20 protein-coding genes are annotated in these 20,677 nt (G+C 69.5%); 9 read left to right on the plus strand and 11 right to left on the minus strand.

Annotated features, from left to right (window positions below; translation table 11 throughout):
* Positions 1–93: 93 nt before the first annotated feature.
* From RN51_RS04505 to RN51_RS04545, 9 genes are all read right to left on the minus strand, one after another.
* Positions 94–1,083 (minus strand): methyltransferase family protein, encoded by a 990-nt coding sequence (locus RN51_RS04505; protein ID WP_045262856.1) that lies wholly within the window; start codon positions 1,081–1,083, stop codon positions 94–96.
* Positions 1,084–1,157: 74 nt separating this feature from the next.
* Positions 1,158–1,868, minus strand: a complete 711-nt coding sequence (locus RN51_RS04510; protein ID WP_045262857.1) for an alpha/beta fold hydrolase — start codon at positions 1,866–1,868, stop codon at positions 1,158–1,160.
* Between the two features lie 34 nt (positions 1,869–1,902).
* Positions 1,903–2,490, minus strand: coding sequence for a TetR/AcrR family transcriptional regulator (locus tag RN51_RS04515; RefSeq protein ID WP_045262858.1), 588 nt, complete (start codon positions 2,488–2,490; stop codon positions 1,903–1,905).
* A 47-nt stretch (positions 2,491–2,537) separates the two neighbouring features.
* A complete protein-coding gene (locus RN51_RS04520) occupies positions 2,538–3,371 on the minus strand; it encodes an ATP-binding cassette domain-containing protein (RefSeq protein WP_045262859.1) in 834 nt (277 codons plus the stop codon).
* Positions 3,368–5,161 (minus strand): dipeptide/oligopeptide/nickel ABC transporter permease/ATP-binding protein, encoded by a 1,794-nt coding sequence (locus RN51_RS04525; RefSeq protein ID WP_045262860.1) that lies wholly within the window; start codon positions 5,159–5,161, stop codon positions 3,368–3,370. Before RN51_RS04525 ends, RN51_RS04520 begins: the two co-directional genes overlap by 4 nt.
* Entirely contained in the window at positions 5,158–6,099 is a 942-nt protein-coding gene (locus RN51_RS04530) for an ABC transporter permease (RefSeq protein ID WP_045262861.1), read from the minus strand. Before RN51_RS04530 ends, RN51_RS04525 begins: the two co-directional genes overlap by 4 nt.
* Before the next feature lie 69 nt (positions 6,100–6,168).
* Positions 6,169–7,698: an ABC transporter substrate-binding protein gene (locus tag RN51_RS04535; protein WP_231579212.1), complete on the minus strand. Its 1,530-nt coding sequence runs from the start codon at positions 7,696–7,698 to the stop codon at positions 6,169–6,171.
* A gap of 263 nt (positions 7,699–7,961) precedes the next feature.
* On the minus strand, positions 7,962–9,341 hold the full coding sequence (locus RN51_RS04540) for an HNH endonuclease signature motif containing protein (protein ID WP_045262863.1): 1,380 nt from the start codon (positions 9,339–9,341) through the stop codon (positions 7,962–7,964).
* Between the two features lie 107 nt (positions 9,342–9,448).
* Positions 9,449–9,697, minus strand: coding sequence for a hypothetical protein (locus RN51_RS04545; RefSeq protein ID WP_197073182.1), 249 nt, complete (start codon positions 9,695–9,697; stop codon positions 9,449–9,451).
* Positions 9,698–9,793: 96 nt separating this feature from the next.
* Between RN51_RS04545 and RN51_RS04550 the strand changes: the two genes are divergently transcribed.
* A complete protein-coding gene (locus RN51_RS04550) occupies positions 9,794–10,174 on the plus strand; it encodes a hypothetical protein (RefSeq protein WP_045262865.1) in 381 nt (126 codons plus the stop codon).
* A gap of 24 nt (positions 10,175–10,198) precedes the next feature.
* Here RN51_RS04550 and RN51_RS04555 read toward each other — a convergent pair whose 3' ends face one another.
* Positions 10,199–11,161 carry an aldo/keto reductase gene (locus RN51_RS04555; RefSeq protein ID WP_045262866.1) on the minus strand — a complete coding sequence of 321 codons (963 nt, stop codon included), beginning with the start codon at positions 11,159–11,161 and terminating at the stop codon, positions 10,199–10,201.
* 100 nt (positions 11,162–11,261) lie between these two features.
* Here RN51_RS04555 and RN51_RS04560 point away from each other — a divergent pair, with 100 nt between their 5' ends.
* The 6 genes from RN51_RS04560 to RN51_RS04585 are packed head-to-tail and all read left to right on the plus strand — an operon-like array spanning position 11,262 to position 17,342.
* A complete protein-coding gene (locus RN51_RS04560) occupies positions 11,262–11,996 on the plus strand; it encodes an SDR family NAD(P)-dependent oxidoreductase (protein WP_045262867.1) in 735 nt (244 codons plus the stop codon).
* Between the two features lie 10 nt (positions 11,997–12,006).
* Positions 12,007–13,107 (plus strand): zinc-binding dehydrogenase, encoded by a 1,101-nt coding sequence (locus RN51_RS04565; protein ID WP_045262868.1) that lies wholly within the window; start codon positions 12,007–12,009, stop codon positions 13,105–13,107.
* A gap of 7 nt (positions 13,108–13,114) precedes the next feature.
* Positions 13,115–14,083: an aldo/keto reductase gene (locus RN51_RS04570; protein ID WP_045262869.1), complete on the plus strand. Its 969-nt coding sequence runs from the start codon at positions 13,115–13,117 to the stop codon at positions 14,081–14,083.
* Positions 14,084–14,128: 45 nt separating this feature from the next.
* On the plus strand, positions 14,129–15,136 hold the full coding sequence (locus tag RN51_RS04575; RefSeq protein WP_045262870.1) for an alpha/beta hydrolase: 1,008 nt from the start codon (positions 14,129–14,131) through the stop codon (positions 15,134–15,136).
* Complete coding sequence (locus tag RN51_RS04580) at positions 15,133–16,116, plus strand: alpha/beta hydrolase (RefSeq protein ID WP_045262871.1); 984 nt, start codon at positions 15,133–15,135, stop codon at positions 16,114–16,116. Before RN51_RS04575 ends, RN51_RS04580 begins: the two co-directional genes overlap by 4 nt.
* A complete protein-coding gene (locus tag RN51_RS04585; RefSeq protein WP_231579213.1) occupies positions 16,113–17,342 on the plus strand; it encodes a multidrug effflux MFS transporter in 1,230 nt (409 codons plus the stop codon). Before RN51_RS04580 ends, RN51_RS04585 begins: the two co-directional genes overlap by 4 nt.
* A gap of 9 nt (positions 17,343–17,351) precedes the next feature.
* Here RN51_RS04585 and RN51_RS04590 read toward each other — a convergent pair whose 3' ends face one another.
* Positions 17,352–17,903: a hypothetical protein gene (locus RN51_RS04590; protein ID WP_045262873.1), complete on the minus strand. Its 552-nt coding sequence runs from the start codon at positions 17,901–17,903 to the stop codon at positions 17,352–17,354.
* An 81-nt stretch (positions 17,904–17,984) separates the two neighbouring features.
* On the opposite strand from RN51_RS04590, the gene RN51_RS04595 reads away from it, so the two are divergent.
* A complete protein-coding gene (locus RN51_RS04595; protein ID WP_045262874.1) occupies positions 17,985–18,569 on the plus strand; it encodes a TetR/AcrR family transcriptional regulator in 585 nt (194 codons plus the stop codon).
* Positions 18,570–18,681: 112 nt separating this feature from the next.
* Positions 18,682–20,667, plus strand: coding sequence for a primary-amine oxidase (locus RN51_RS04600; RefSeq protein WP_045262875.1), 1,986 nt, complete (start codon positions 18,682–18,684; stop codon positions 20,665–20,667).
* Positions 20,668–20,677 lie beyond the last annotated feature (10 nt).

Consider the following 20,677-nt stretch of genomic DNA (forward strand, 5'->3'; position numbering starts at 1 on the left):
GGCGGGCGGCATGTTCACGCATGCCGCCCGCCTCTGATCCCCCTCGGACCAGTCGTATGTCCCGGCACCGGTCTCCCGGCGCCGGGACGAGTCTCACACCGCGGTCGCCACGAGCACCCGCGGGCTGCCGGGCAGGGCGACCTTGTCGCGCACCGACCAGCCGGCGTCGGCGAGCCACCCGCGCACCTCGGCCTCGGGATAGACGACGGTGCCGTCGATCACGAGGTACTCGCCCGCGTGCAGGGCGTCGAGCCCGCGCTGCTCCGCATCCTCGTCCAGGAAGAAATCGAGCACGGTCAGGGTCGCGCCGTCGACGGCGGCCGCCCGCAGGTTGCGGAAGATCTGCGCGTTCTCCTCGGCGGAGAAGCGGTGGATCACGTGGTTCGCGAAGACCGCGTCATACTCCCCCTCGGGAGCGGTGGTCGCCGTGTCGCCGACCTCGACCGTGGCACGCTCCTGCACGCCCGCAGCCGCGACCGCGTCGGCGATGCCGTCTTCGAAGCCGGGAGCGTAGAGGAACGTCGTGTGCAGCTCGGGGTTGTCGGCCATGACGGACAGCGCGAACTCGGCGGACAGTCCACCGAAGTCGAGCGCCCTGGTCGCGCCGTCGAGGTCGACGTGGCGGCCGAACTCCTGCGCGTGCAGACGGTTGTACGTCATGACACCGGCCATGAAGGTCGCCCAACGGGCGTCGTCCATCTGCAGGTCTCCCGGTTCGGTCGTGTCCACCGTGTGTGCGAACTGCAGCCAGTGCGGATAGCTGATCTCGTCGAGGAACGTGAGGAACGGGGCGAGGTCGATCGCCGCCTCGTCGCCGACCAGGTACGCGGCGGCATCCTCGGCGAGCGCGTAGCGTCCGCCGGTCCGGGTGAGCAGGCCCTTGGCGGTCATCGCGTCAGCGAGCAGCGTCGCGATGCGCTCGCTGACCGCGCACCGCTCGGCGATCGCGGCAGCCGTGTCCGCCCCGTCGGCGATCGCGGCGAACAGGCCGATCCTGCTGGCCTGGAAGAGCTGCTTGGAGGCCATGTAGCCGGTGGCGATGTCGAGGATCCGCGCCGCGTCGGCGGTGGGGGTGTCGGTCATGAGCGAGCCTTTCGGATTATCTACGAGTGTTGGAAATAAAGAGCATGGTTGAAGCCGGGTGTCGTGGGGTGGTCTCAGTCCGCGAGGAACTCCCACACCGCAGTCCGGAACTCCGGTGCGTGCAGGGCCGCGAGATGGTCGCCGGGAACACGCCGGGTCCGCGCGTCGGCTAGCAGCGCCGCGAGGTCGTCGATCCCCGCGGCCATCCCGTCGTCGACTCCACCGATCAGGAGGACCGGAACGCTCGGCCCGCTGCGATCGGCGACGAACGGCTCCGCTGCCAGGCCCTCGATCAGATCGAGCAGGTCGGCAGGACGGTTGCCCGGCATCGACACCATGCCGAGGATCGTGCCCGTGAGCGGATCGTCCGGCGCGCTGCCGTCTGCGAGGGAGGCTCGCGCGGCCGGGAGGTCGACGAAGGAGAAGGGCTCCCCCGCGCTGAGCCCGCCGAGCACGAGCCGCCGCACGGCGAGGTCGGGACGGCACGCGACATCCCACGCGAGCCGTGCACCCAGCGAGTAGCCGACGAGGTCGACCTCCTGCTCACCGACGGCTGCACGGATCGACGCGGCGATGGCGTCGATCACGGCCGAGGTCGTCGCGGTCCCGAGCGCGATGCTGTCGCCGTGAGCCGGAAGGTCGATCACCACACGCGGTCGACCGCCGAGGACGGCCTCCCACTCGCTTTCGGGCCAGTCCAGACGCCCCCGCGAGGCCAGGCCGTGCAGGAACACGACCGGGCGCCCCGCTCCCGGATGGTGCGAGACGGACAGTGGTGCGGTCATGAGGCGCCTTCCTCTCGAATGCGGCGCCTCGCGGTCAGCGGAGTCGCGCCAGGAACTTCCGGATGTAGTCCTCGTAGTCGGCGATGCGCTCGCCTTCGGGATACATGAGGTTGATCACCGTCGCTCCGACGGCGACCGAGATGAACTCGTTCGCGAGGGCCGCATAGTCCTGATCCCGGATGGATCCGGCATCGCGCGCCGCCGCCATCCGCTCGACGAGCATCGCGTGCCACCGCGCGAGATGCGTGCGATAGAGCACCGTGAGCTGATCGTTCGACATCGCGTACTCCCAGAGGGCGAGGAGCACACGTCCGCTCGCGATCTCCCCGACGCTGCTCGGCAGCGTGCCTTCGAGCACCTGCTGGAGCATCCGCTCGGGCGTCGCACCGTCCGAGATCGACTCCTGGAGCCAGGTGTCGTGCTCGAGCAGCACGGTCTCGAAGGTGGCGGCGACGATGCTCTCCTTCCCGGGGAAGTAGTGCTTCAGGGCCCCGTTCGCGAATCCGGCCTCGGCAGCGATGCTGCGCATGGTCGCCGCCTCGAATCCGCCCTTCAGGATGATGCTCTTCGCCACCTCGACGATGTCCCGTCGACGCTGGTCGTGGTCGATGATCTTCGGCATGTCGTCCTTCCGGCCGATTCTGCTGCGTGGAGTGTTCCGGCCTGGAGCTACCGTACCGCCGCATCGCGCACCTCCCGCAGAGCGAGCCACTGCGCACGGCGCTCACGCTGGGCGCGCGGATCGGCGACCGGCGAGGCCAGCCGGAGCCGCTCGGAGTAGGGATGCTCGGGCGCGCGGGTCACCTGCTCGCCCTCGCCGACCTCGACCAGCTCGCCGCGGTACATCACCGCGACCCGATGGCAGACCCGCCGCACGACGCCCAGGTCGTGGGAGACGAAGAGGTAGGCCACACCGGTGTCGCGCTGCAGCTCGATGAACAGGTCGAGGATCGTCGCCTGCGTGGTGAGGTCGAGCGCACTCACCGGCTCGTCGCACACGATCAGGCGAGGACCCCGCACCAGAGCGCGGGCGATCGCGACCCGTTGCCTCTGTCCGCCGGAGAACTCGCTCGGATACCGATCCACCGACGTCGACGGCAGCCGCACACGATCGAGCATCTCCCGCACCTTCGCCTCTGCGGCCCTGACACCGATTCCGGTGGTGAGCAACGGCTCGGTGAGGATGTCGCCGATCGTCATGGCAGGATTCAGCGAACCGTAGGGATCCTGGAAGACGACCTGCACGTCGTCGGCGAGCGCTCGGCGATCACGGGTGCCGAGGCGGCTGATCTCCCGCCCGTCGAACCGGATGCTGCCGGCCGTCACGGGAGCCAGCCCGAGGATGGCCTTGCCGAGCGTCGACTTCCCCGACCCGGACTCTCCGACCAGACCGAGGCACTCCCCCGGTGCGATGTCGAGGGAGACGCCGTGCAGTGCCCGGTAGGCCTGCCGTCCGCGGCCGTACTCCACGACCAGGTCGTTCACCTCGAGCAGCGCGTTCATGCGGGGACTCCCGTCGTACGGCGGTCGAGCTCGGCTCGACCCTCGGCGTCGTCGAGCGACGCGGCGATCAGTTCTCGCGTGTAGTCGACGGTGGGGGCGGCGAAGAGGTCGTCGACCGGGCCGGACTCCACGATGTCGCCGCCGCGCATCACGATCACCCGATCGCAGATGTCCGCCACGACGCCGAAGTTGTGCGTGACGATGAGCAACGCCATCCCGTACTCCGCCTGCAGCTCGCGCAGCAGCTCCAGGACCTCGGCCTGCACCGTGACGTCGAGCGCGGTCGTCGGTTCGTCGGCGACGAGGAGCGACGGCTTGCCGGCGATCGCCCCCGCGATCAGCACCCGCTGCGCCATGCCTCCGGACACCTGATGCGGGTAGCTGCGCATCACCCGGCCGGGGTCGGTGAGGCCCACTCGCACGAGCATCGCCCTCGCCCGCTCCTTCGCCGCGGCCTTGCTGAGCCCGTGCGTGCGGCGCAGCGGCTCGACCAGCTGATGGCCGATCGTATACGAGGGGTCGAGGTTGCTCATCGGCTCCTGCGGCACGTAGCCGATGGAGCGCCCCAGCAGGGCATGACGCTGCGCGGGTGTCGCCCGCGTGACGTCGACACCGCCGACCCAGATCGCGTCGGCGGTCGCCCGGCCGGTGGCCGGAAGCAGGTCGAGCACCGAGAAGACCGTCTGCGACTTGCCGGATCCCGACTCGCCGACGATGCCGACGACCTCGCCGGGGGCGACGTCGAGGGTCACCCCGTGCACCACCTCGGTCTCGCCGTTCGGGGTGGCGTGCACGACCCTGAGGTTCTCCACGCGCAGAGCCGAGGCCTCCGCGGTGTGATGCGTGGTGCCCGTCGGCGCGGTCATGGCCGGGACGTCACCGGGGACGGCGTCGTGCTTCCGACGACGGGGCACCCGCGGCGTGCGCACCTGCACCAGCTCGGCGAGCGTCGACCCCATGATCGCGAGCACCGCGATCGTGAGCCCGAGAGCTGCCGACGGCCACAGCAGCATGAGCGGATAGGTGAGCATGAGGCGGAAGCCCTCCAGCATCATGGCTCCCCAGCTCGGGACGTTGGAGTCGCCGATGCCGAGGAACTGGAGGCCGGCCTGCATGCCCATCGCGATGCCGGCGGTGAGTGCCGTCTGGATGATCACGGACGGGTAGACGGCCTTGACCACGTGACGGAAGATGATCCGCGCGTCGGACAGCCCGGAAACCTTCGCGGCGTCGATGTACTGCTCTCCGCGCACGGCGAGTGTCTGCGAGCGGGCGATGCGGAAGTATCCGGGCACCATGAAGACGCCGACGGTGGCCATCAGGAGCTCGAAGTTGTTACGGGATCCTGCGGCCACGACGAGCAGGATGATCATGCCGGGGATCGACTGCAGGGCATCGCTGATCCAGGTGGAGACCCGGTCGAACGCTCCCCCGAAATAGCCGGCCGCGACACCGGAGGGCACACCGATCAGGAGGGCGGTGACGATCGTGATGAGTGCACCCCACAGCGTCGTGCGGGTGCCGTAGATGAGGCGGCTGAGGATGTCCCGACCCGTCGAGTCGCCACCGAGCAGATGCTCCGGTCCCGGTGCGGCCTTCGCGGCGGACAGATCGACGAAGTTGGGGTCCATGGGTGCGAGCAGCGGGGCGAGGACACCCACCAGCACGATGAGCACGAAGATCGCGAGCGGGATGTACCCGCCGGGGTGACGGAGGAACCGCCGGAACAGGCTCGACCTCCGCTTCTGCGCTGCACGGTCGAATGCGACCCTGATGTCTGTCGTGGTCATGCGACGCGCACCTTCGGATTGATCCAGCCGAGCACGAGGTCGAGCAGGAGGTTGATGAGGACGACGAAGACGACGGAGACGACCGTGATGCCGAGCAGCATGGGGATGTCGCCGTTCTGCGATGACTGGTTCGTGAGCTGGCCGAGACCCGGGAGGCTGAAGATCTGCTCGACCACGATCGCACCGGAGAGCAGTCCCACGAACATGAGCGCGATCACGGTGAGGGCCGCCGGAGAGGCGTTGCGCAGGATGTGCAGGTTGACGCGGGCGGCGGAGAGCCCTCGGCTGCGAAGCGTGCGCACCCAGTCCTGTCGGCTCTGCGCGATGACGGCATTGCGCAGCTGCTCCGACACGGCGACGATGCCGCCCAGCGCGAGAGAGATCGCCGGAAGGGTGATGGAGCGCAGCCAGCCGTCGACGGATTGCGTCGGGGGCACGTAGCCCACGGCCGGGAACCACTTCAGCTGCACGGCGAGCCACATCACCAGCACGAGGCTGACCCAGAATCCGGGGAGGGCGAACAGCACGACGGAGATGCCCTTGATGATGCGGTCGAACCACGTGCCGGGTCGGAGTCCGGTGATCATGCCGAAGGCGGTGCCGACGATCGCGGTGATGAGCGTCGCGAAGGTCACCACGCTCAGCGTCACCGGGACCTTGATCGCGAGCTGCGCGCTCACCGGCTGGAAGTTGCGCCAGGAGACACCGAAGTCGAGCAGCACGGCGTGTGAGAGCCAGTCCCAGAACTGCACGAGGAGCGGACGGTCGAGGCCGATCTTCTCGGCCAACGCCGCCTGCTGCGCGGGGCTCGCCGTGGTGCCGAGCAGGGATGCGGTCGGGTCGCTGATGGCGAGGTGCGCCAGGAAGAACGTGCCGATCGAGACCGCGACGAGCAGGAGGATGCCGGACAGCACCCGCTTCGCCGTGAACACAAGCATGAGAACCTCTGGAGGGTCGGAGGGGGAAGGGTCCGGGGGCGGCCGTGGCGTGGCCGCCCCCGGAGGGCATCAGCCCCGGGTGATGTAGCGCAGGGTGGGGAACATCATCCCGACGACGGGCTGCAGCTGGATGCCGGGTGCCGTGTAGTAGATGTTGTTGGCCTGATACCAGACCGACCACCACGCCTGATCGACGAGGGCTTCGTTGAGCTCCTTGATGGCATCGGTCTGCGCGTCGCCGCGTTCGGTCTGCACCTTGTCGACGAGCGGTGCGATGACCTCGTTCTGGGCATAGTCGGGTTCGGGGTTGAACCACTGCACGCTGGTGACCTGGCGGGCCACCGTCGCGACATCGTTGCCGTCCATCGCCAGGAACGAGATGAACATCGGGTAGTTGGGCGCGTTCAGCTGGTAGTCGGGCATCTGCATGTTGTCCCAGGTGACCGTGACGCCCAGTTCGTTGAGTGCCTGCTCCGCGGAGGGCTTCCACATCTCGAAGATCGGCGACATGGGCATCGAGATCGCGAAGCCGTCGGGGTAGCCGGCGTCGGCGAGCAGCTTCTTGGCCTTGTCGATGTTGTAGGCGTAGGTCTCGTTGAGGGCGGGGTCGTTGACCGTGCCGCCGTCGGGGAACACCTGGTTCGTGGCGACGCCGGCACCGCTGCCGACTGCTGCGAGGATCGCGGCGCCGTCGAACGCGTAGTTCAGGGCCTGGCGCACCTCGAGCTTGCCGAGGGGCTCGCTCTTCGCGCCGGTGTGGTCGGTGATGACGAGTCCGGCCCAGCCGGAGACGCGCTCGGCAGTGTTCCAGCCCTGCTGCTTCGCCTGTTCGAGGTTGGCGACGTCGCCGTACTGCACGTTGATCTGGCCACTGAGCATCGCGTTGTGCCGAGCGGTGGCATCGGTGATCGGGTAGATCGCGAGCTCGGAGAACGGATAGGTCTCGGCGTCCCAGTAGTCGGGGGTCTTGGTGAAGTGGTACTCCGCCCCGGCGACGCTCGTCGCGCTGTCCAGGACGTACGGGCCGGAACCGATCGGATCGCTGCCCAGGGTCCCCGCCTCGATCGACGCCGGAGAGACGATGTAGCTGCGGCCGAGGCCCATGAAGTAGAGGATCGTGTCATCGCGCTGCGTGAGCACGATACGCACGGTGTCGTCGTCCACCTTCTCGAAGGAGGACACGTTGAGGTAGGCCTCCCCGGAGCGTGCTCCCGCCTTGAGGTACTCGAGGCTGGCGATGACCGCGTCGACGTCCACCGGGGTGCCGTCGCTGAACACGGCGTCGGTGCGGATGTCGAGGTCGATGCTCAGGTCGTCGTCGGCGACCGTCCACTCGGTCGCCAGCGACGGGACGGGCTGGCCGTCGGCGTCGAGGGCGATCAGGGCGTCATAGACCGCGGAGAGGTACGGACCGTCGAAGCCGATGTCGGCGAGCGACGGGTCCCAGGATGTGACGTCGAGGAAGTTGCCGATGTTCAGAGCGTCGGGGCCTTCGGCAGCGCTGCCGTCGGACGGGGAGGGCGTTGCGCCGCCGCTGCAGCTGGTGAGCGCGAGGGTCGCGGCCACGGCTGCGGCGAGCGCGAGGGGCATTCGTTTCATGGTTCCTTCTCTCGGGTGCAAGGGTGGTGAAGAAGGCTCGGAGTGCCGCTGGCCGGAGGCCGGATCCGGCGTCACCTCGATGTGCCGCGGTGGTTAGTCTACAGGTGTGGAAAAAGAGCGCAAGGGCGATTGTTGCTGCGGATGCGCCGCTCCATGTCCGCGGGCGCACCGGGCTTGTCCGAGCGCGCAGGCATAGCGGCAGATCGATACCCCGCTCAGCCGACACCCCTCTCAGGCAGCGCCATCCTCAGGCAGCGCCATCCTCAGGCAGCGACATCGAAGCGTGCTCGCCCACCCAGCCGCGGAGTGCGCGCCGGATCGACCGAGGCGGGCGGCAGGAACCACACCCTCTCGCGACCACCGCCAGCACTTCCGCCACCGCCACCGCCACCGCCACCGCCACCGCCACCGATGCGGATATCCCACCCGTTGTCGTGGATGCGGTGATGACAGGTCTCGCACAGCAGCACGCCGTTCGAGAGGTCGGTCGGCCCGCGGTCACGTCTCCACCAGCGGATGTGGTGCGCCTTCGTCATCTCCGGTGGGAGTCCGCACATGGCACAGCCACCGTCCCTCTCCACGAGGGCCAGTCGTTGCCACCGCGTGAAGAGGCGCTTCTCCCGCCCCCAGTCGAGCACCTCGCTCGCGGTACCGAGTACGCACGGGATCACTCCCCCACCCGCAGCCATCCGCCGCGCACCTCCGATGCTGACGGGCTGCTCGATTCCGTCGATCTCAGTCGCTCCCGCACCCGCTTCCAGCGCGTCGAGATCCACCCGCACGATGACGGTCGCGCCCGCCAACGGCACGCGAGCCTCGCAGTCGAGCACATGCCCGGCGAACACCGCGAGCGCATCGGCCTGGATCATCGGCACGGTGCGACGGTCGACATCGGGTGCATCGGGGGCCGTCGCGTCCTTCCGGGCGGCGAATGCGGCGCTCACGTAGCCGCGGATGGCGGTCACGACGGGCGCGGCGGTCTCCGCGTCGAGGACGGCATTCAGATGCACCATCCCGCCGCGCTCGTGGATGGTCAGGGATCGCCGGGAACGCTGCTCCTCCAGACGCGACTCCACCCCAGCCGGGTCCAACCAGGCTTCCGCCCGCACGACCAGCTTCCGCACGTCGTCGAGCGCGAGCCCTGCCGACTTCTCGACCAGCACACGCTCCGCTTCTGCGACTCGCTCGACACCGACGGCCACGCGGCTCCGGTCGAGCAGCGCGATGATCACCGCTGCCGCCTGAGCGCTGAGTGCGCCCGCGTCGATCGCCTCTCGAACCAGCGGATACCTCGCCGGCAGCGGCACACCGAGGAGATCGGCGCGTGGTGCGACCGCCTCTCCGACCTTCACCAGCCGATGCGCCTCACCGCGCGACACCCCGACGTGAGCCGCGATCAAGGTCGCCGGATTACGGAAGCCCTGCTGCTTCGCAAGGCTCTCCGCCCCCAGCTCCGGACGCGACTCCCGCGAGATGCATGCGGCGACCTCGATGTGCACCGCGTCCAGCCGGCGTTGCAGCACGCCGATCGACGCGCTCACCGCGATCAACTGTTCACGCGAGAGATCTCCCGAACTCTCTGCGCCGGCCCATGCCGCATCGAGGCGGGACATCGCCTCGTGCAACTCGGCTAACTGGGACATGCCTCGATTTCACCGAACAAGCACCCGAGTTTCGAAGATATGTTCGATTCCATTCCGGCATTCTGCCGCCTGACCACCGCCCGCAACACCACGAGGCAGCCCGACCGTCAGTTCGCACCCCGCACCACGCGCTTAGCCTCATCGACGAGCGCACGATACCCGGGCAGGAACGGCTCGACGAGCTTCGTCTCGAGCTGCGACTCCAGATCCCAGAGCACACGCCGCTCCGCCTCATCGACCACGAGCGCACCACTCTCGTTGACAGAAGCCAGCCATTCGAAGAGCACCAGCGCTTCGGCAGCCGTCAGGTGCAGCTCGACAGACGCTCTGTCCTCATACCCCGCCATGCGCATCATGCTCGCATGGTTCTCTGGAGCAACCGCACCGGATGACAGAGAACCGGACGACAGAGAACCGGACGACAAGGAACCGGACGACGAGAAGAGGACGACGTGGGCACCTGGGGACCGGGGAACTTCGACGACGACACCGTCGCGGACGGACTGAGCGCGATCACCGACGACCTGATCGCGAAGATCGCGGAGGTGTTCGCGGACGAGGACGACGACACCGAGCTGCAGCCGGACGAGTGGGGAGGATCCATGGCCCCCGCGTGGCTCGAGATCCTCACCGACATCGCGTCCGCAGGTCGCGTGGGGGCGACCTTCCCCTCCCGCAGCACGCTCGAAGAGTGGCGGGATCGATACGTCCGCGTGTGGGACGAGTACATCGACGAACTCGAACCCGACGACGACTATCGCATCGAGCGGCGACAGGTCATCGTGTCGACCTTCGATCGTGCCGTTTCACTCGCCCGCGAGCGCGAGTCGTAAGCACGACCCGCACTCCCCCACCACTCACCAGGCTCCGTCCGCCCGCACCTCACGGTCGACCCAGCAGTCGGCGAGGGCGGTGCGCACCTCGTCACCGTGGTCACGCGCCAGGGCGAGGGCAGCGTGGTTGAGCTCGAGCTGTGCGACGCGTGAGGCGCCGAACAGCACGTTCGCCGTTGCGGGGTTGGACAGGCAGAAGGCGATGCCGAGTGCTGCCGGCGTCACGCCGAACCCCTCGGCGACCCGCGCGACCTCGGGGAAGACAGCCGCGATCTGCTCCCGGATCCCACCGACGTCGGCACCGATCTTCCGCTCCGGCATCCGTCCGGTGGCGAGGATCCCTCCCTCGAACACGTCAGACGCTTGGAGGGTGAGCGTGCCGTCGGCGAACAGCGGCCCGTACGCCTCGCCCTCCGCCATCGAGCGACGAGCGATGCCGTACTTCAGCTGCGCGAAAACAGGGCCGGCCACTCCCTGAGCCTCGGATTCCGCGAGCGCCTGCCGCGTGTGCTCGATGCGCCAGTTGTTGATGCCCCAGGAACCGACGAGCCCTTCGTCGATCAGCGCGTTCACGTCGGCCACGAGCCGCGGCAAGTCGGGAGCATCGAGGTAGTCGCCCACCACGAGGGTGTCGAACCGGTCGAGGCCGGCCCGCTGCAGTGACTCCACGAGCTGTACACGGAACCCCTGGTTCGGCCAGTCCCACAGCCAGAGCTTCCCGCACAGCACGATGTCCGCCCGGTCGACGCCACTCGCCCGCAGGGCCTCGCCGAACACGATGTCGGTGCGGGAGTTCTCGGCGTGCGGACCCATGTTGTAATACGCGACGTCGAAGAATCCCGCATCGAGCTCGACCGCGCGCCGGATGAGGGCGACCGCTTCATCCCGCTCCATGCGATCCCAGGTGTTCCACGACCCCAGGGCGAGCGGCGGCACCGTCGTACCGCCCGAGGACAGGGACTTGCGGGGATATGTCGGATCGGGCATGAAGGCTCCTTCGCCGTCTCGGGGCACGGGGTTGTGTTTTTCTATGTTTGTAGAATATAACGGACTCACCCCGTCAGAACACCCGTCAGTGAGGACGAACATGACCACTTCCCCCCGCCGCATCCTGGTCACCGGAGGGGCATCCGGGCTTGGCCGCGGCATCGCCACCGCCTTCCGCACGGCCGGCGACGAGGTGCTCATCGGCGACGTGGACGCCGATGCGGCCGCTGCCGTCGCCGCCGAGATCGGCGCCACCCCGCTCCCCCTCGACATCGGCGACGAAGCGTCGGTGCGAGCGGCGGCCGAGCGGGTCAGAGAGTCCGGCGGCATCGACGTGCTGGTCAACAACGCCGGCATCGTCGCGAGTGGCGGCACGCTGCAGGAGGTGCCGGTGGATGTGGTGGATGCCGTCCTCCGCGTCAACGTGCGCGGCACGTTCCTCATGCTCCAGGTCTTCGGCGCGCTGCTCGCCGAGGCGGGACACGGGTCGATCGTCAACATCTCCTCGATCGGCGCCCGCCAGCCCACTGCGGGCCTCGGACACTACGAGGCGACCAAGGCTGCGGTCGATGCCTTCACCCGCACCGCGGCGCTCGAGCTCTCCGCCTCGGGAGTGCGCGTGAACGCCGTCGCACCGGGCCCGGTCCTCACCCCGCTGACGGCCGGCTTCGCCTCCGACCCCGACGCCCGAGCCGCCTGGGAGTCACGCATCCCGCTCGGGAGCATCGCCGAGGTCGACCAGATCACGCCGCTCGTGCTGTTCCTCGCGAGCGACGCCGCCAGCCACATCACCGGAGTCTCCGTCGCGGTCGACGGCGGCCAGCTCCTGGTCTGAGAGGACCCCCATGACGATCCCCACCCTCACCCGCGCCGCCGTGCTCACCGCCCACAGCGAACCCCTCACGCTGCAGGAGCTCCCGCTCCCGAGCGAGATCGAACCGGGCGCCGCGCTCGTGCGCATCGCCTGCACCACGCTCTGCGGCACCGATATCGAGATCTGGGAGGGGAGGATGACGTTCCCCGGCATGCTGCCCATGGTCCTCGGGCACGAGATGGTCGGCGAGATCGTCGCCGTCGGCCAGGACACCCGCGATGCGCTGGGTCGTCCGCTCTCCCCCGGCGATCGCATCGGCTGGTCGGAGTCGACCTGCGGGGAATGCCACGGCTGCGTCGTCCTGCGCGAGCCCGTCGCCTGCTCCCGTCGCGGCTACGGATTCCTGCAGCGCGCCGACGTGCACCCCTTCGCCACTGCAGGGCTCGCCGAGTACGCCTACGTCACGCCCGGTGCAGCCAAGCTGCTGCTGCCGTCGACCGTCAAGGACACGTGGGCATCGATGGCGGGGTGCGCGGCGAAGACCGTGCTGCGCGCCTTCGAGCGAGCGGGCCGCATCCGCCCAGGCGCGACCGTCGTGGTCCAGGGGTCCGGAGCCCTCGGCATCTTCGCCACCGCCGTCGCGAAGATCGCCGGTGCGGGTCGCGTCATCACGGTCGGCGCTCCCGCCGCCCGCCTCGAGCTCGCCGCGCGCTTCGGCGCCGATGCCGTCGTCGACTTCCGCGACGGACCCGTCGTGGATCAGGTCCTTCAGCTCACCGGCGGCCTCGGCGCCGACCACGTCTTCGACTTCGCCGGGGCGCCGAGCGTCGGCCCCGACGCCGTCGGCATGGCCGCGCAGCGCGGCACGATCGCGATCGTCGGCTCCACCGGACCGGCGGGCGACGGCTTCGCCCTCAGCACGATCATGGGCAAGGAGCTCACAGTGGTCGGCTCGCTGAACGGCGACATCTCGGACTACGTCAGGGCCATCGACTTCTTCGCCGCCTTCGCCGACCGCTACCCGTGGGACGCCCTGTTCAGCGCCCCCGTCGGTCTCGCCGACGCCTCGGACAAGATCGCCCGCATGCACCACCTCGATGAGGTCAAGGCCGTCATCGACCCGAGAATGTGAGCCTCAGATGACCACTCCCCTCCGCACCGTCCCCCGCCGCGAGATCGGTCGCAGCGGCATCGACGCCTCGCTGTTCTCCCTCGGCTCCTGGCACACCTACGACCGCATGGATTTCGCCGATGCGGTCGCCATGCTGCGGGAAGCCGTGGAGCGCGGTGTCAACCTCTTCGACGTCGGCGTGTACTCCGCGCCCGGCGCCCCGCCCGTGTTCACGGATGTCATCTTCTCCGCCATGGTCCGCGCCGCCGGTCTCGCCCGTGAGGACTGGCTGCTGTCGTCGAAGCTGTGGCTCGAGGCCTTCGACGCGGACGGCTTCCGCCCGCAGCTCGAGAACGCCCTGATGCGGGTGGGCGTCGAGCACGCGGACCTCGTGATCCTGGGCGACCTGCGGCGCGACGACCTCGACCTGCGCGACCTCGTGATCGATCTCGCCCGGCTCGCAGACGCCGGACTCATCCGCGCGTGGGGCGTGAACAACTGGTCCACCTCGAGCATCCAGACCCTGATCGACCTCGCCGCACGAGAGGGGGTCGCCGGACCGCAGATCGCACAGCTGAAGTACAGCGTGTCGCGACGCTCGATCCCCGACGGCGCTCCGTTCGCGCGCCTGTGGGAGCAGGGCCTCACCCTGCAGGCGTCGGACTGCCTGGAAGGTGGCGTACTCGCCGGGAAGGTGAACGGCGACCGGCAGATCGGCCGTGATCCCGGAGACATCCGCGCGCGGATCATCGCCGACGTGCCCGCGTTCACGGCGCTCGCGGAATCCCTCGACGCCTCGCCCGCACAGCTCGGCCTGGCGTTCACCCTCACGCATCCCGCCCTCACGACCACGCTCTTCGGCGCATCGAGCGTCGCGCAGCTGCGGGCGAACCTCGACGCCGCCGCACTGGTCGAGCGCGTCGGCGCCACGACGCTCCGCGAACTCGTCGAACCGTTCTGGGCCGACCGCGACGTCGTCGACCCCGAGGGCCCCTGACCCCCGCCCGCGACCGTGCCCGCCCGAAGCCTCGTAAGGAGACCCATGACGACCCCCACCGCCACCGCTGCCGGACGCCCCACCCTCACCCCCGTGCCCTTCGACCCCGAGGTGCAGGCCGTGCTCGATGAGCTCGACAGGAACCCGCAGCCGGCGCTGACCCGCGACACCCTCCCGCGGGAGGGCACCGACCGCATGTTCCCCGACAACGACACCGTGATCGCCGGACGTGCGATCGAGTGGGAGGACCGGATCATCCCCGGCCCCGCCGGCGCCCCTGACCTCGAGATCACGGTGTTCCGTCCGACTGACACCGCGCACGAGGTGCTCTCCGGCTTCGTCAACATCCACGGTGGGGGCATGATCGTCGGACACCGCTCCTGGGAGACCGGCCGCGTGGTCGACATCGTCGCCGAGCACCGCGTCGTCGCGGTGAACGTCGAATACCGCCTCGCGCCGGAGGACCCTTTCCCCGCCGGTGTCGAGGACTGCTACGCCGCCTTCCTCTGGGTGCACGCCCACGCCGCCGAGCTCGGGATCGACCCCGATCGCATCGTGGTCGGAGGCGGCAGCGCAGGGGGCGGCCTCACTGCGGCCGTCGCGCTGATGGCCCGCGACCGGCGCGGACCGGTCATGGCAGGGCAGCTGCTGCTGTGCCCGATGATCGACAACACGAACACGAGCGTCGCGAGCCGCCAGTACGACGGCATCGGCACCTGGCAGCGGGAGATGAACCTCCTCGCCTGGTCGTGTGTGCTCGGCGACGACCTCGCCTTCAGCCCGGAAGCCCCGGCATACGCCGCTCCGAGCCGCGCGAAGGACGTCTCCTCGCTCCCGCCCGCCTTCATCGAGGTCGGCGAGGCGGAGGCCTTCCGCGACGAGGACACCGAGTACGCCCTGCGCATCTGGGCCACCGGCGGTCAGGCGGAGTTGCACGTATGGGGAGGTGGCGCGCACGGCTTCGACATGTACATGCCGGATGCCGAGATCTCGCGCGCGGCCCTCGCCGCCCGCGCCTCCTGGCTGCGCCGGATCTGGCAGGCAGCGCGATGACCGCCCCCGTGCCGGTGCCGTACGACCCCGCGCTCGTCCCGGGCCTGACGGCGTTCGTCGACCTCGTCGAGGTGATCCCGCTGCGCGCCGAGACGATCCACGCCAACCGCGACCACTTCGCGACCATCATCCCGCCCATGGCGACACAGGCCGACGGGCGGGCTGTCACCTGGGAGGATCGGATCATCCCCGGCCCCGACGGCGCCCCCGACATCGAGATCACGATCGTCCGCCCCTCAGCACCTGCGAACGCACCGGCGCCGGCCGTGCTGTCGATCCACGGCGGCGGCATGGTCCTCGGCACCCGGTTCTTCGGCACGGGCGAGCTCATCGACCTCGCGGAACGCCACGGCGTGATCGGCGTCGCCGTCGAATACCGCCTGGCTCCCGAGCATCGCGGTCCCGCACAGGCGGAGGACTGCTACGAAGCCCTGGAGTGGATGGCCGCGCACGCCGAGGAGCTCGGCATCGACCCTGACCGCATCGTCGCCTCCGGGATGAGCGCGGGCGGCGGGCTCTCCGCCGCCGTCGCCCTGATGGCGCGCGACCGCGGCGGCCCACGCCTGGCGGGACAGCTGCTCGGCTGCCCGATGCTCGACGACCGCAACGACACCGTCTCCAGTCGCCAGTACGACGGGTTCGGCGCCTGGGATCGCCACAACAACGACACGGCCTGGAGCGCGATCACCGGATCCGACCGCGGCACCGACCGGGTCTCTCCGTACACCTCGCCCGCGCGCGCCGATGACCTGTCCGGCCTCGCGCCCGCGTTCATCGAGGTCGGAGCGGCCGAGACGTTCCGAGACGAGGCGGTCGACTACGCCCTGCGCATCTGGGCGACGGGAGGCCGCGCGGAGCTGCACGTCTGGGCCGGCGGCTATCACGGGTTCTCCGGCTTCTCCCCCGAAGCGGAGGTCTCACGGGCGGCCGTCGCCGCTCGCGACAGCTGGCTGCGACGCACCCTGCGCCTGGACGGATGAGCATCCCCACGTCCGGACCGACCCCGCGCCCGCGGATGGGCACGCTGCGGGCCATGCTCGTGCTCGGCATGCTGGAGGCGTTCGGTCCGCTGTCGATGGATCTGTATCTGCCGCAGCTGCCGCAGCTCGCCGCGTCTCTCGACACCACCGAGGCGCTCGCTCAGGCGACGATGTCGGCCTGCATGATCGGTCTCGGCCTCGGCCAGCTCGTCGCCGGGCCGCTCAGCGACCGTCTCGGCAGGCGGCTCCCGCTCATGGTCGGCGTCTCGGCCTTCGCTGTGCTCTCTTTCCTGTGTGCTCTCGCCCCGACGATCGAGGTGCTGCTGGTGGTCCGTTTCCTGCAGGGTCTCGCGGGGTCGGCCGGCATCGTGATCTGCCTCGCCATCGCCCGCGACCAGTTCGAGGGCGTCGAGCTGTCGCGCATGCTGTCGCTGCTGTTCCTGGTCTCGGGCACCGCGCCGATCGTCGCGCCCGTGGTCGGCGGCCAGCTCGCGCTGATCATCGATTGGCGAGGCATCTTCGGCGTGCTCAGCGCGGTGGGTGTCGTGCTGCTCCTGGTCGTCGTGCTCGCCCTGCCGGAGACCCTGCCTGCCGCCGCCCGTCACGGCGGAGGTCTGCGCACGCTCGGACTCCATGCCGGGGCCGTCGTCCGCGATCGTCTGTTCGTGGCCGTGCTGTGCGCCGCAGCAGGAGGCGGTGTCGCCTTCTTCACCTACCTGTCAATGTCGTCGTTCGTGCTGCAGGACGAATTCGGCCTGAGCCCGCAATCGTTCAGCCTCGCTTTCGCCGCCGGAGCGCTGGCCAGCATCGCCGGCAGCCAGCTCAGCCGTCTCGTGGTCGGCAGATGGGGCCCGCTGCGCGTATACCTCGGCGGCATCTCAGCCACGCTGGTCGCGACGGTGTCATTCCTGATTCTCGCGCTCTCCGGCGTCGGCGTCGCGGGTATCGTCGCCGCGTTGATCGGCTTCATGCTGTGCTCGGGGCTGGGCGGTCCCAACGGCCAGACCCTCGCCCTCGCCCACCACAGCGCGCGGGCGGGCACGGCTTCCGCGTTGCTGGGCATGTCGACGTTCCTGTTCGGTCCGGTGCTCGCGCCCATCGCTGCGGGAGTCGGCGGCACGAGCGCGATCACGATGGCGGTGACGATGACCGTGGCGTCCGCCGTCGCCGCGATCGCCGCGTGGCTCTTCGTACGCCCCGCCGCGGTCGGACGAGAGCGGATGTGAGAGATCGGATCAGAACCCGAGGCACATGACCGCGACGCCGGCGGCCATCGCCCACGACTCGACGGTGAAGAGGCGTGCCGTGCGGCCGCGGTGCACGGGAGCGGTGAACCACTCCGCGACGACCGTCCACAGCACGACGCCGACGACCCCGACCAGCACGAGCACAGACAGCACTCCCGACAGTCCGTGCCCGCTATGACCGGAGGACACGGATGTCGAGACACTCGCGCCGACCGGATCTGCCGCCACCGCTCCGTCGAACGCGCACATCGCCATCACGAGCGAGACCAGCGCACGATGACAGCAGCTCGCCGCTGCTGCCGTGCCCCGCACCCCCATCGTGCCGACCATGGCCGACACCAGCAGCACCGCGCCCAGGATGAGCCCGACCAGCGGGTTTCGACCGTCGGTCGCCGCGAGCACGAGCATGGCTGCCGCCATCATGAGCGACGCCTGCCTCCCCTGCCAGGGCACGGCGCGCCACAGCGCCGCGGTCGCGGCGGCCGAGACGATCGCAGCCGCGGCCATCAGCCACGGCGCTGCAGGGAGGAGGTGGTCCACAGCCGCAGTGTATTGATCAATCGCTCAATAACGCTAGGCCTCAATGCCACGGGTCTCGACGCCATGCGACAGGATGGACACATGCCCCGCATCGTCGACCACGATGAACGCCGCAGGCAGATCGCCGAGGCGCTGCTCGCCGTCGCCACTCGTGACGGACACGAGAGCGTGTCGTCGCGGGCCGTCGCGAAGGAGCTCGGCGTCGCGACGGGCGCGCTCTGGCACTACTTCGACGGCTTCGACGAGGTCGTGCGCGCGGCTGCCGCCGAGGTGACCCGCCGCACCGAAGAACGCATCGCCGCGGCCACCACAGGACTGCGAGGACTCTCGCGCCTGTTCGCCCTCATGCGCGAGGTGCTGCCCGTCGATGAGCGCACCCGCACCGAGGCGCACGTCGTGGTCGGTTTCTGGGGGCGACTCGCGACGCTCGCGCCCGCACCGGATGCGGCAGTGCCGACACTCGCGACCTGGCAGGACAGCACACGACTCGCGCTGCGCGAAGCGGTCGAGGACGGCGAACTGCGCCCCGACACGCCGACCGAGACGATCGTGACACTGCTGCGCTCCATCACGTACGGGCAGCAGATCGTGGAGGTCACGGAGCCGCAGGCCCCCTCCGCGCACCTCGCCGTGCTCGAGGGTGCGCTCGCCCCCTGGCGCGCCTGAGCCTCCTCTCCGCACGCCCCGGCGCGTGATGCCCCGTTGCGAAGGATGGGCCGTCCGCCCTATCATCGAGCCAACCCGTTTATTGAGCGTTCGCTCGAAAATAGTGAGGTCGATGATGTCCCACCATGCTCCGCAGCCCGTGTCGATCGGGAAGCTCTCCGCTCCGCACCCGCACGACCCCCTCACCGGAGCCGAGATCGCTGCCGCCCGAGAGGTGCTCGACGCCGCGGGCCTGATGACGGCGACCACGCGCGTGCCGATGCTGCTCCCGGATGAGCCGACGAAGGACGAGCTCGCGGCGTGGGCTGCGGGCTCCCCCCACGACCGTCGCGTCGACGTGACGCTGCTCGACATCGCCACCGGGATCGCCACCGAGGTCGTGGTCTCGATCACCCGTCGCGAGGTGCTGCGCGCGCACCGGGTGCCGAACGACGCCCCGCCCTACGGGCAGCCGCAGTATCTGTTCGAGGAGTACGAGCGGGCGGAGAGCATCGCCAAGGCTTCGCCGGAATGGCAGGCTGCGATGACGCGTCGGGGGCTCGAGGAGCACATGGCGCTCGCCTTCTGCGGCCCCCTCGCTCCCGGCTACACCGGCCGCACGGATGAGGTGGGTCGCCGGGTGATCCGCTCACTGACGTTCCTCAAGTACGACGAGCACGACTCCCCGTGGGCGCACCCGGTCGAGGGCCTCATCGTGCACATCGATCTCACCTCCAACAGTGTGATCCGCGTCGAGGATCACGGCGACGTGCCGGTACCGGCCGGACACGGCAACTACTACCCCGAGGTGCAGGGCGAGGCGCGCACCACCCTGAAGCCGATCGAGATCACCCAGCCGGAGGGCCCCAGCTTCTCCGTCACCGGGTCGCTCGTGGAGTGGGAGGGCTGGTCGATGCGCGTCGACTTCAACGCGCGCGAAGGCCTCGTGCTCCACGACGTCACGTTCCAGGGACGATCCGTGTTGAGCAGGGCGAGCGTTCCGGAGATGGTGGTCCCCTACGGCGACACCGCTCCCGGACGCTTCTGGATCAGCTACTTCGACGCCGGCGAGTACCTGCTCGGCAAGAACGCCAACCACCTCGAGCTCGGCTGCGACTGCCTCGGTGTGATCCGGTACGTCGACGGCTACGTCGCCGACGACCACGGCCACCCGGTGCGGATCCCGAACGTGATCTGCATGCACGAGGAGGACTACGGCATCCTCTGGAAGCACACCGACCTCGCCGGTCGCTCCGACGTGCGCCGCTCCCGTCGATTCGTGGTGTCGTACTTCTCCACGATCGGCAACTACGACTACGGCTTCTACTGGAACTTCGGCCTGGACGGCTCGATCGAGGTCGTCGCGAAAGCCACCGGCATCGTCTTCGCCGGTGCGGGTGAACCCGGCGTGCGGCAGAAGCATGCGACCGAACTCGCGCCCGGCGTGTTCGCCCCGGTGCACCAGCATCTGTTCTGCGCGCGCCTCGACGTCGCGATCGACGGCGAGGACAACCGGCTCGTCGAGGTCGATGCCCAGCGCATCCCGATGGGCGAGGACAACCCCTTCGGCAACGCCTTCACATGGTCGGAGACACCGCTGCGCACGGAGTCGGAGGCGCAGCGCGACGCGGACTCCTCGGTGGCGCGCGTCTGGGAGGTGCAGAGCGCCTCGCGGACGAACCACGTCGGACGGCCGACGGCGTACCACCTCATCCCGGAGCCGACCGCGCTGCTGATGGCCGACCCCGCGTCCTCTGTCGCGGCGCGGGCCGCGTTCGCGACCAGGCACCTGTGGGCGACGCGCTTCGAGCCGGGGCAGATCTGGCCGGCCGGCCGCTACCCGAACGCCCACCAGGGCGGCTCCGGGCTGCCGGAGTACGCCGCCGCGGACCGTGACATCGACGGACAGGACATCGTGCTCTGGCACACCTTCGGCCTGACGCACTTCCCACGCCCGGAGGACTGGCCCATCATGCCCGTCGACTATGCAGGCTTCTGGTTCAAGCCCGCAGGGTTCCTCGACCAGAACCCGGCCATGGACGTGCCGGAGTCCTCGCAGGCGCACGGCGGTGCGACATCCGCATGCTGCGGCGGAGGATCCTGCACCTGCGGGCACTGAGCGTTCACAG

The organism is Microbacterium oxydans, assembly GCF_000956405.1.
GTDB classification, from domain to species: Bacteria; Actinomycetota; Actinomycetes; order Actinomycetales; family Microbacteriaceae; genus Microbacterium; species Microbacterium oxydans_C.

Coding starts and splice junctions, on each gene's coding strand:
- RN51_RS04505 (WP_045262856.1), bottom strand. CDS start 1,083: ATGACCGACACCCCCACCGCCGACGCGGCGCGGATCCTCGACATCGCC.
- RN51_RS04510 (WP_045262857.1), bottom strand. CDS start 1,868: ATGACCGCACCACTGTCCGTCTCGCACCATCCGGGAGCGGGGCGCCCG.
- RN51_RS04515 (WP_045262858.1), bottom strand. CDS start 2,490: ATGCCGAAGATCATCGACCACGACCAGCGTCGACGGGACATCGTCGAG.
- RN51_RS04520 (WP_045262859.1), bottom strand. CDS start 3,371: ATGAACGCGCTGCTCGAGGTGAACGACCTGGTCGTGGAGTACGGCCGC.
- RN51_RS04525 (WP_045262860.1), bottom strand. CDS start 5,161: ATGACCACGACAGACATCAGGGTCGCATTCGACCGTGCAGCGCAGAAG.
- RN51_RS04530 (WP_045262861.1), bottom strand. CDS start 6,099: ATGCTTGTGTTCACGGCGAAGCGGGTGCTGTCCGGCATCCTCCTGCTC.
- RN51_RS04535 (WP_231579212.1), bottom strand. CDS start 7,698: ATGAAACGAATGCCCCTCGCGCTCGCCGCAGCCGTGGCCGCGACCCTC.
- RN51_RS04540 (WP_045262863.1), bottom strand. CDS start 9,341: ATGTCCCAGTTAGCCGAGTTGCACGAGGCGATGTCCCGCCTCGATGCG.
- RN51_RS04545 (WP_197073182.1), bottom strand. CDS start 9,697: ATGATGCGCATGGCGGGGTATGAGGACAGAGCGTCTGTCGAGCTGCAC.
- RN51_RS04555 (WP_045262866.1), bottom strand. CDS start 11,161: ATGCCCGATCCGACATATCCCCGCAAGTCCCTGTCCTCGGGCGGTACG.
- RN51_RS04560 (WP_045262867.1), top strand. CDS start 11,262: ATGACCACTTCCCCCCGCCGCATCCTGGTCACCGGAGGGGCATCCGGG.
- RN51_RS04565 (WP_045262868.1), top strand. CDS start 12,007: ATGACGATCCCCACCCTCACCCGCGCCGCCGTGCTCACCGCCCACAGC.
- RN51_RS04570 (WP_045262869.1), top strand. CDS start 13,115: ATGACCACTCCCCTCCGCACCGTCCCCCGCCGCGAGATCGGTCGCAGC.
- RN51_RS04575 (WP_045262870.1), top strand. CDS start 14,129: ATGACGACCCCCACCGCCACCGCTGCCGGACGCCCCACCCTCACCCCC.
- RN51_RS04580 (WP_045262871.1), top strand. CDS start 15,133: ATGACCGCCCCCGTGCCGGTGCCGTACGACCCCGCGCTCGTCCCGGGC.
- RN51_RS04585 (WP_231579213.1), top strand. CDS start 16,113: ATGAGCATCCCCACGTCCGGACCGACCCCGCGCCCGCGGATGGGCACG.
- RN51_RS04595 (WP_045262874.1), top strand. CDS start 17,985: ATGCCCCGCATCGTCGACCACGATGAACGCCGCAGGCAGATCGCCGAG.
- RN51_RS04600 (WP_045262875.1), top strand. CDS start 18,682: ATGATGTCCCACCATGCTCCGCAGCCCGTGTCGATCGGGAAGCTCTCC.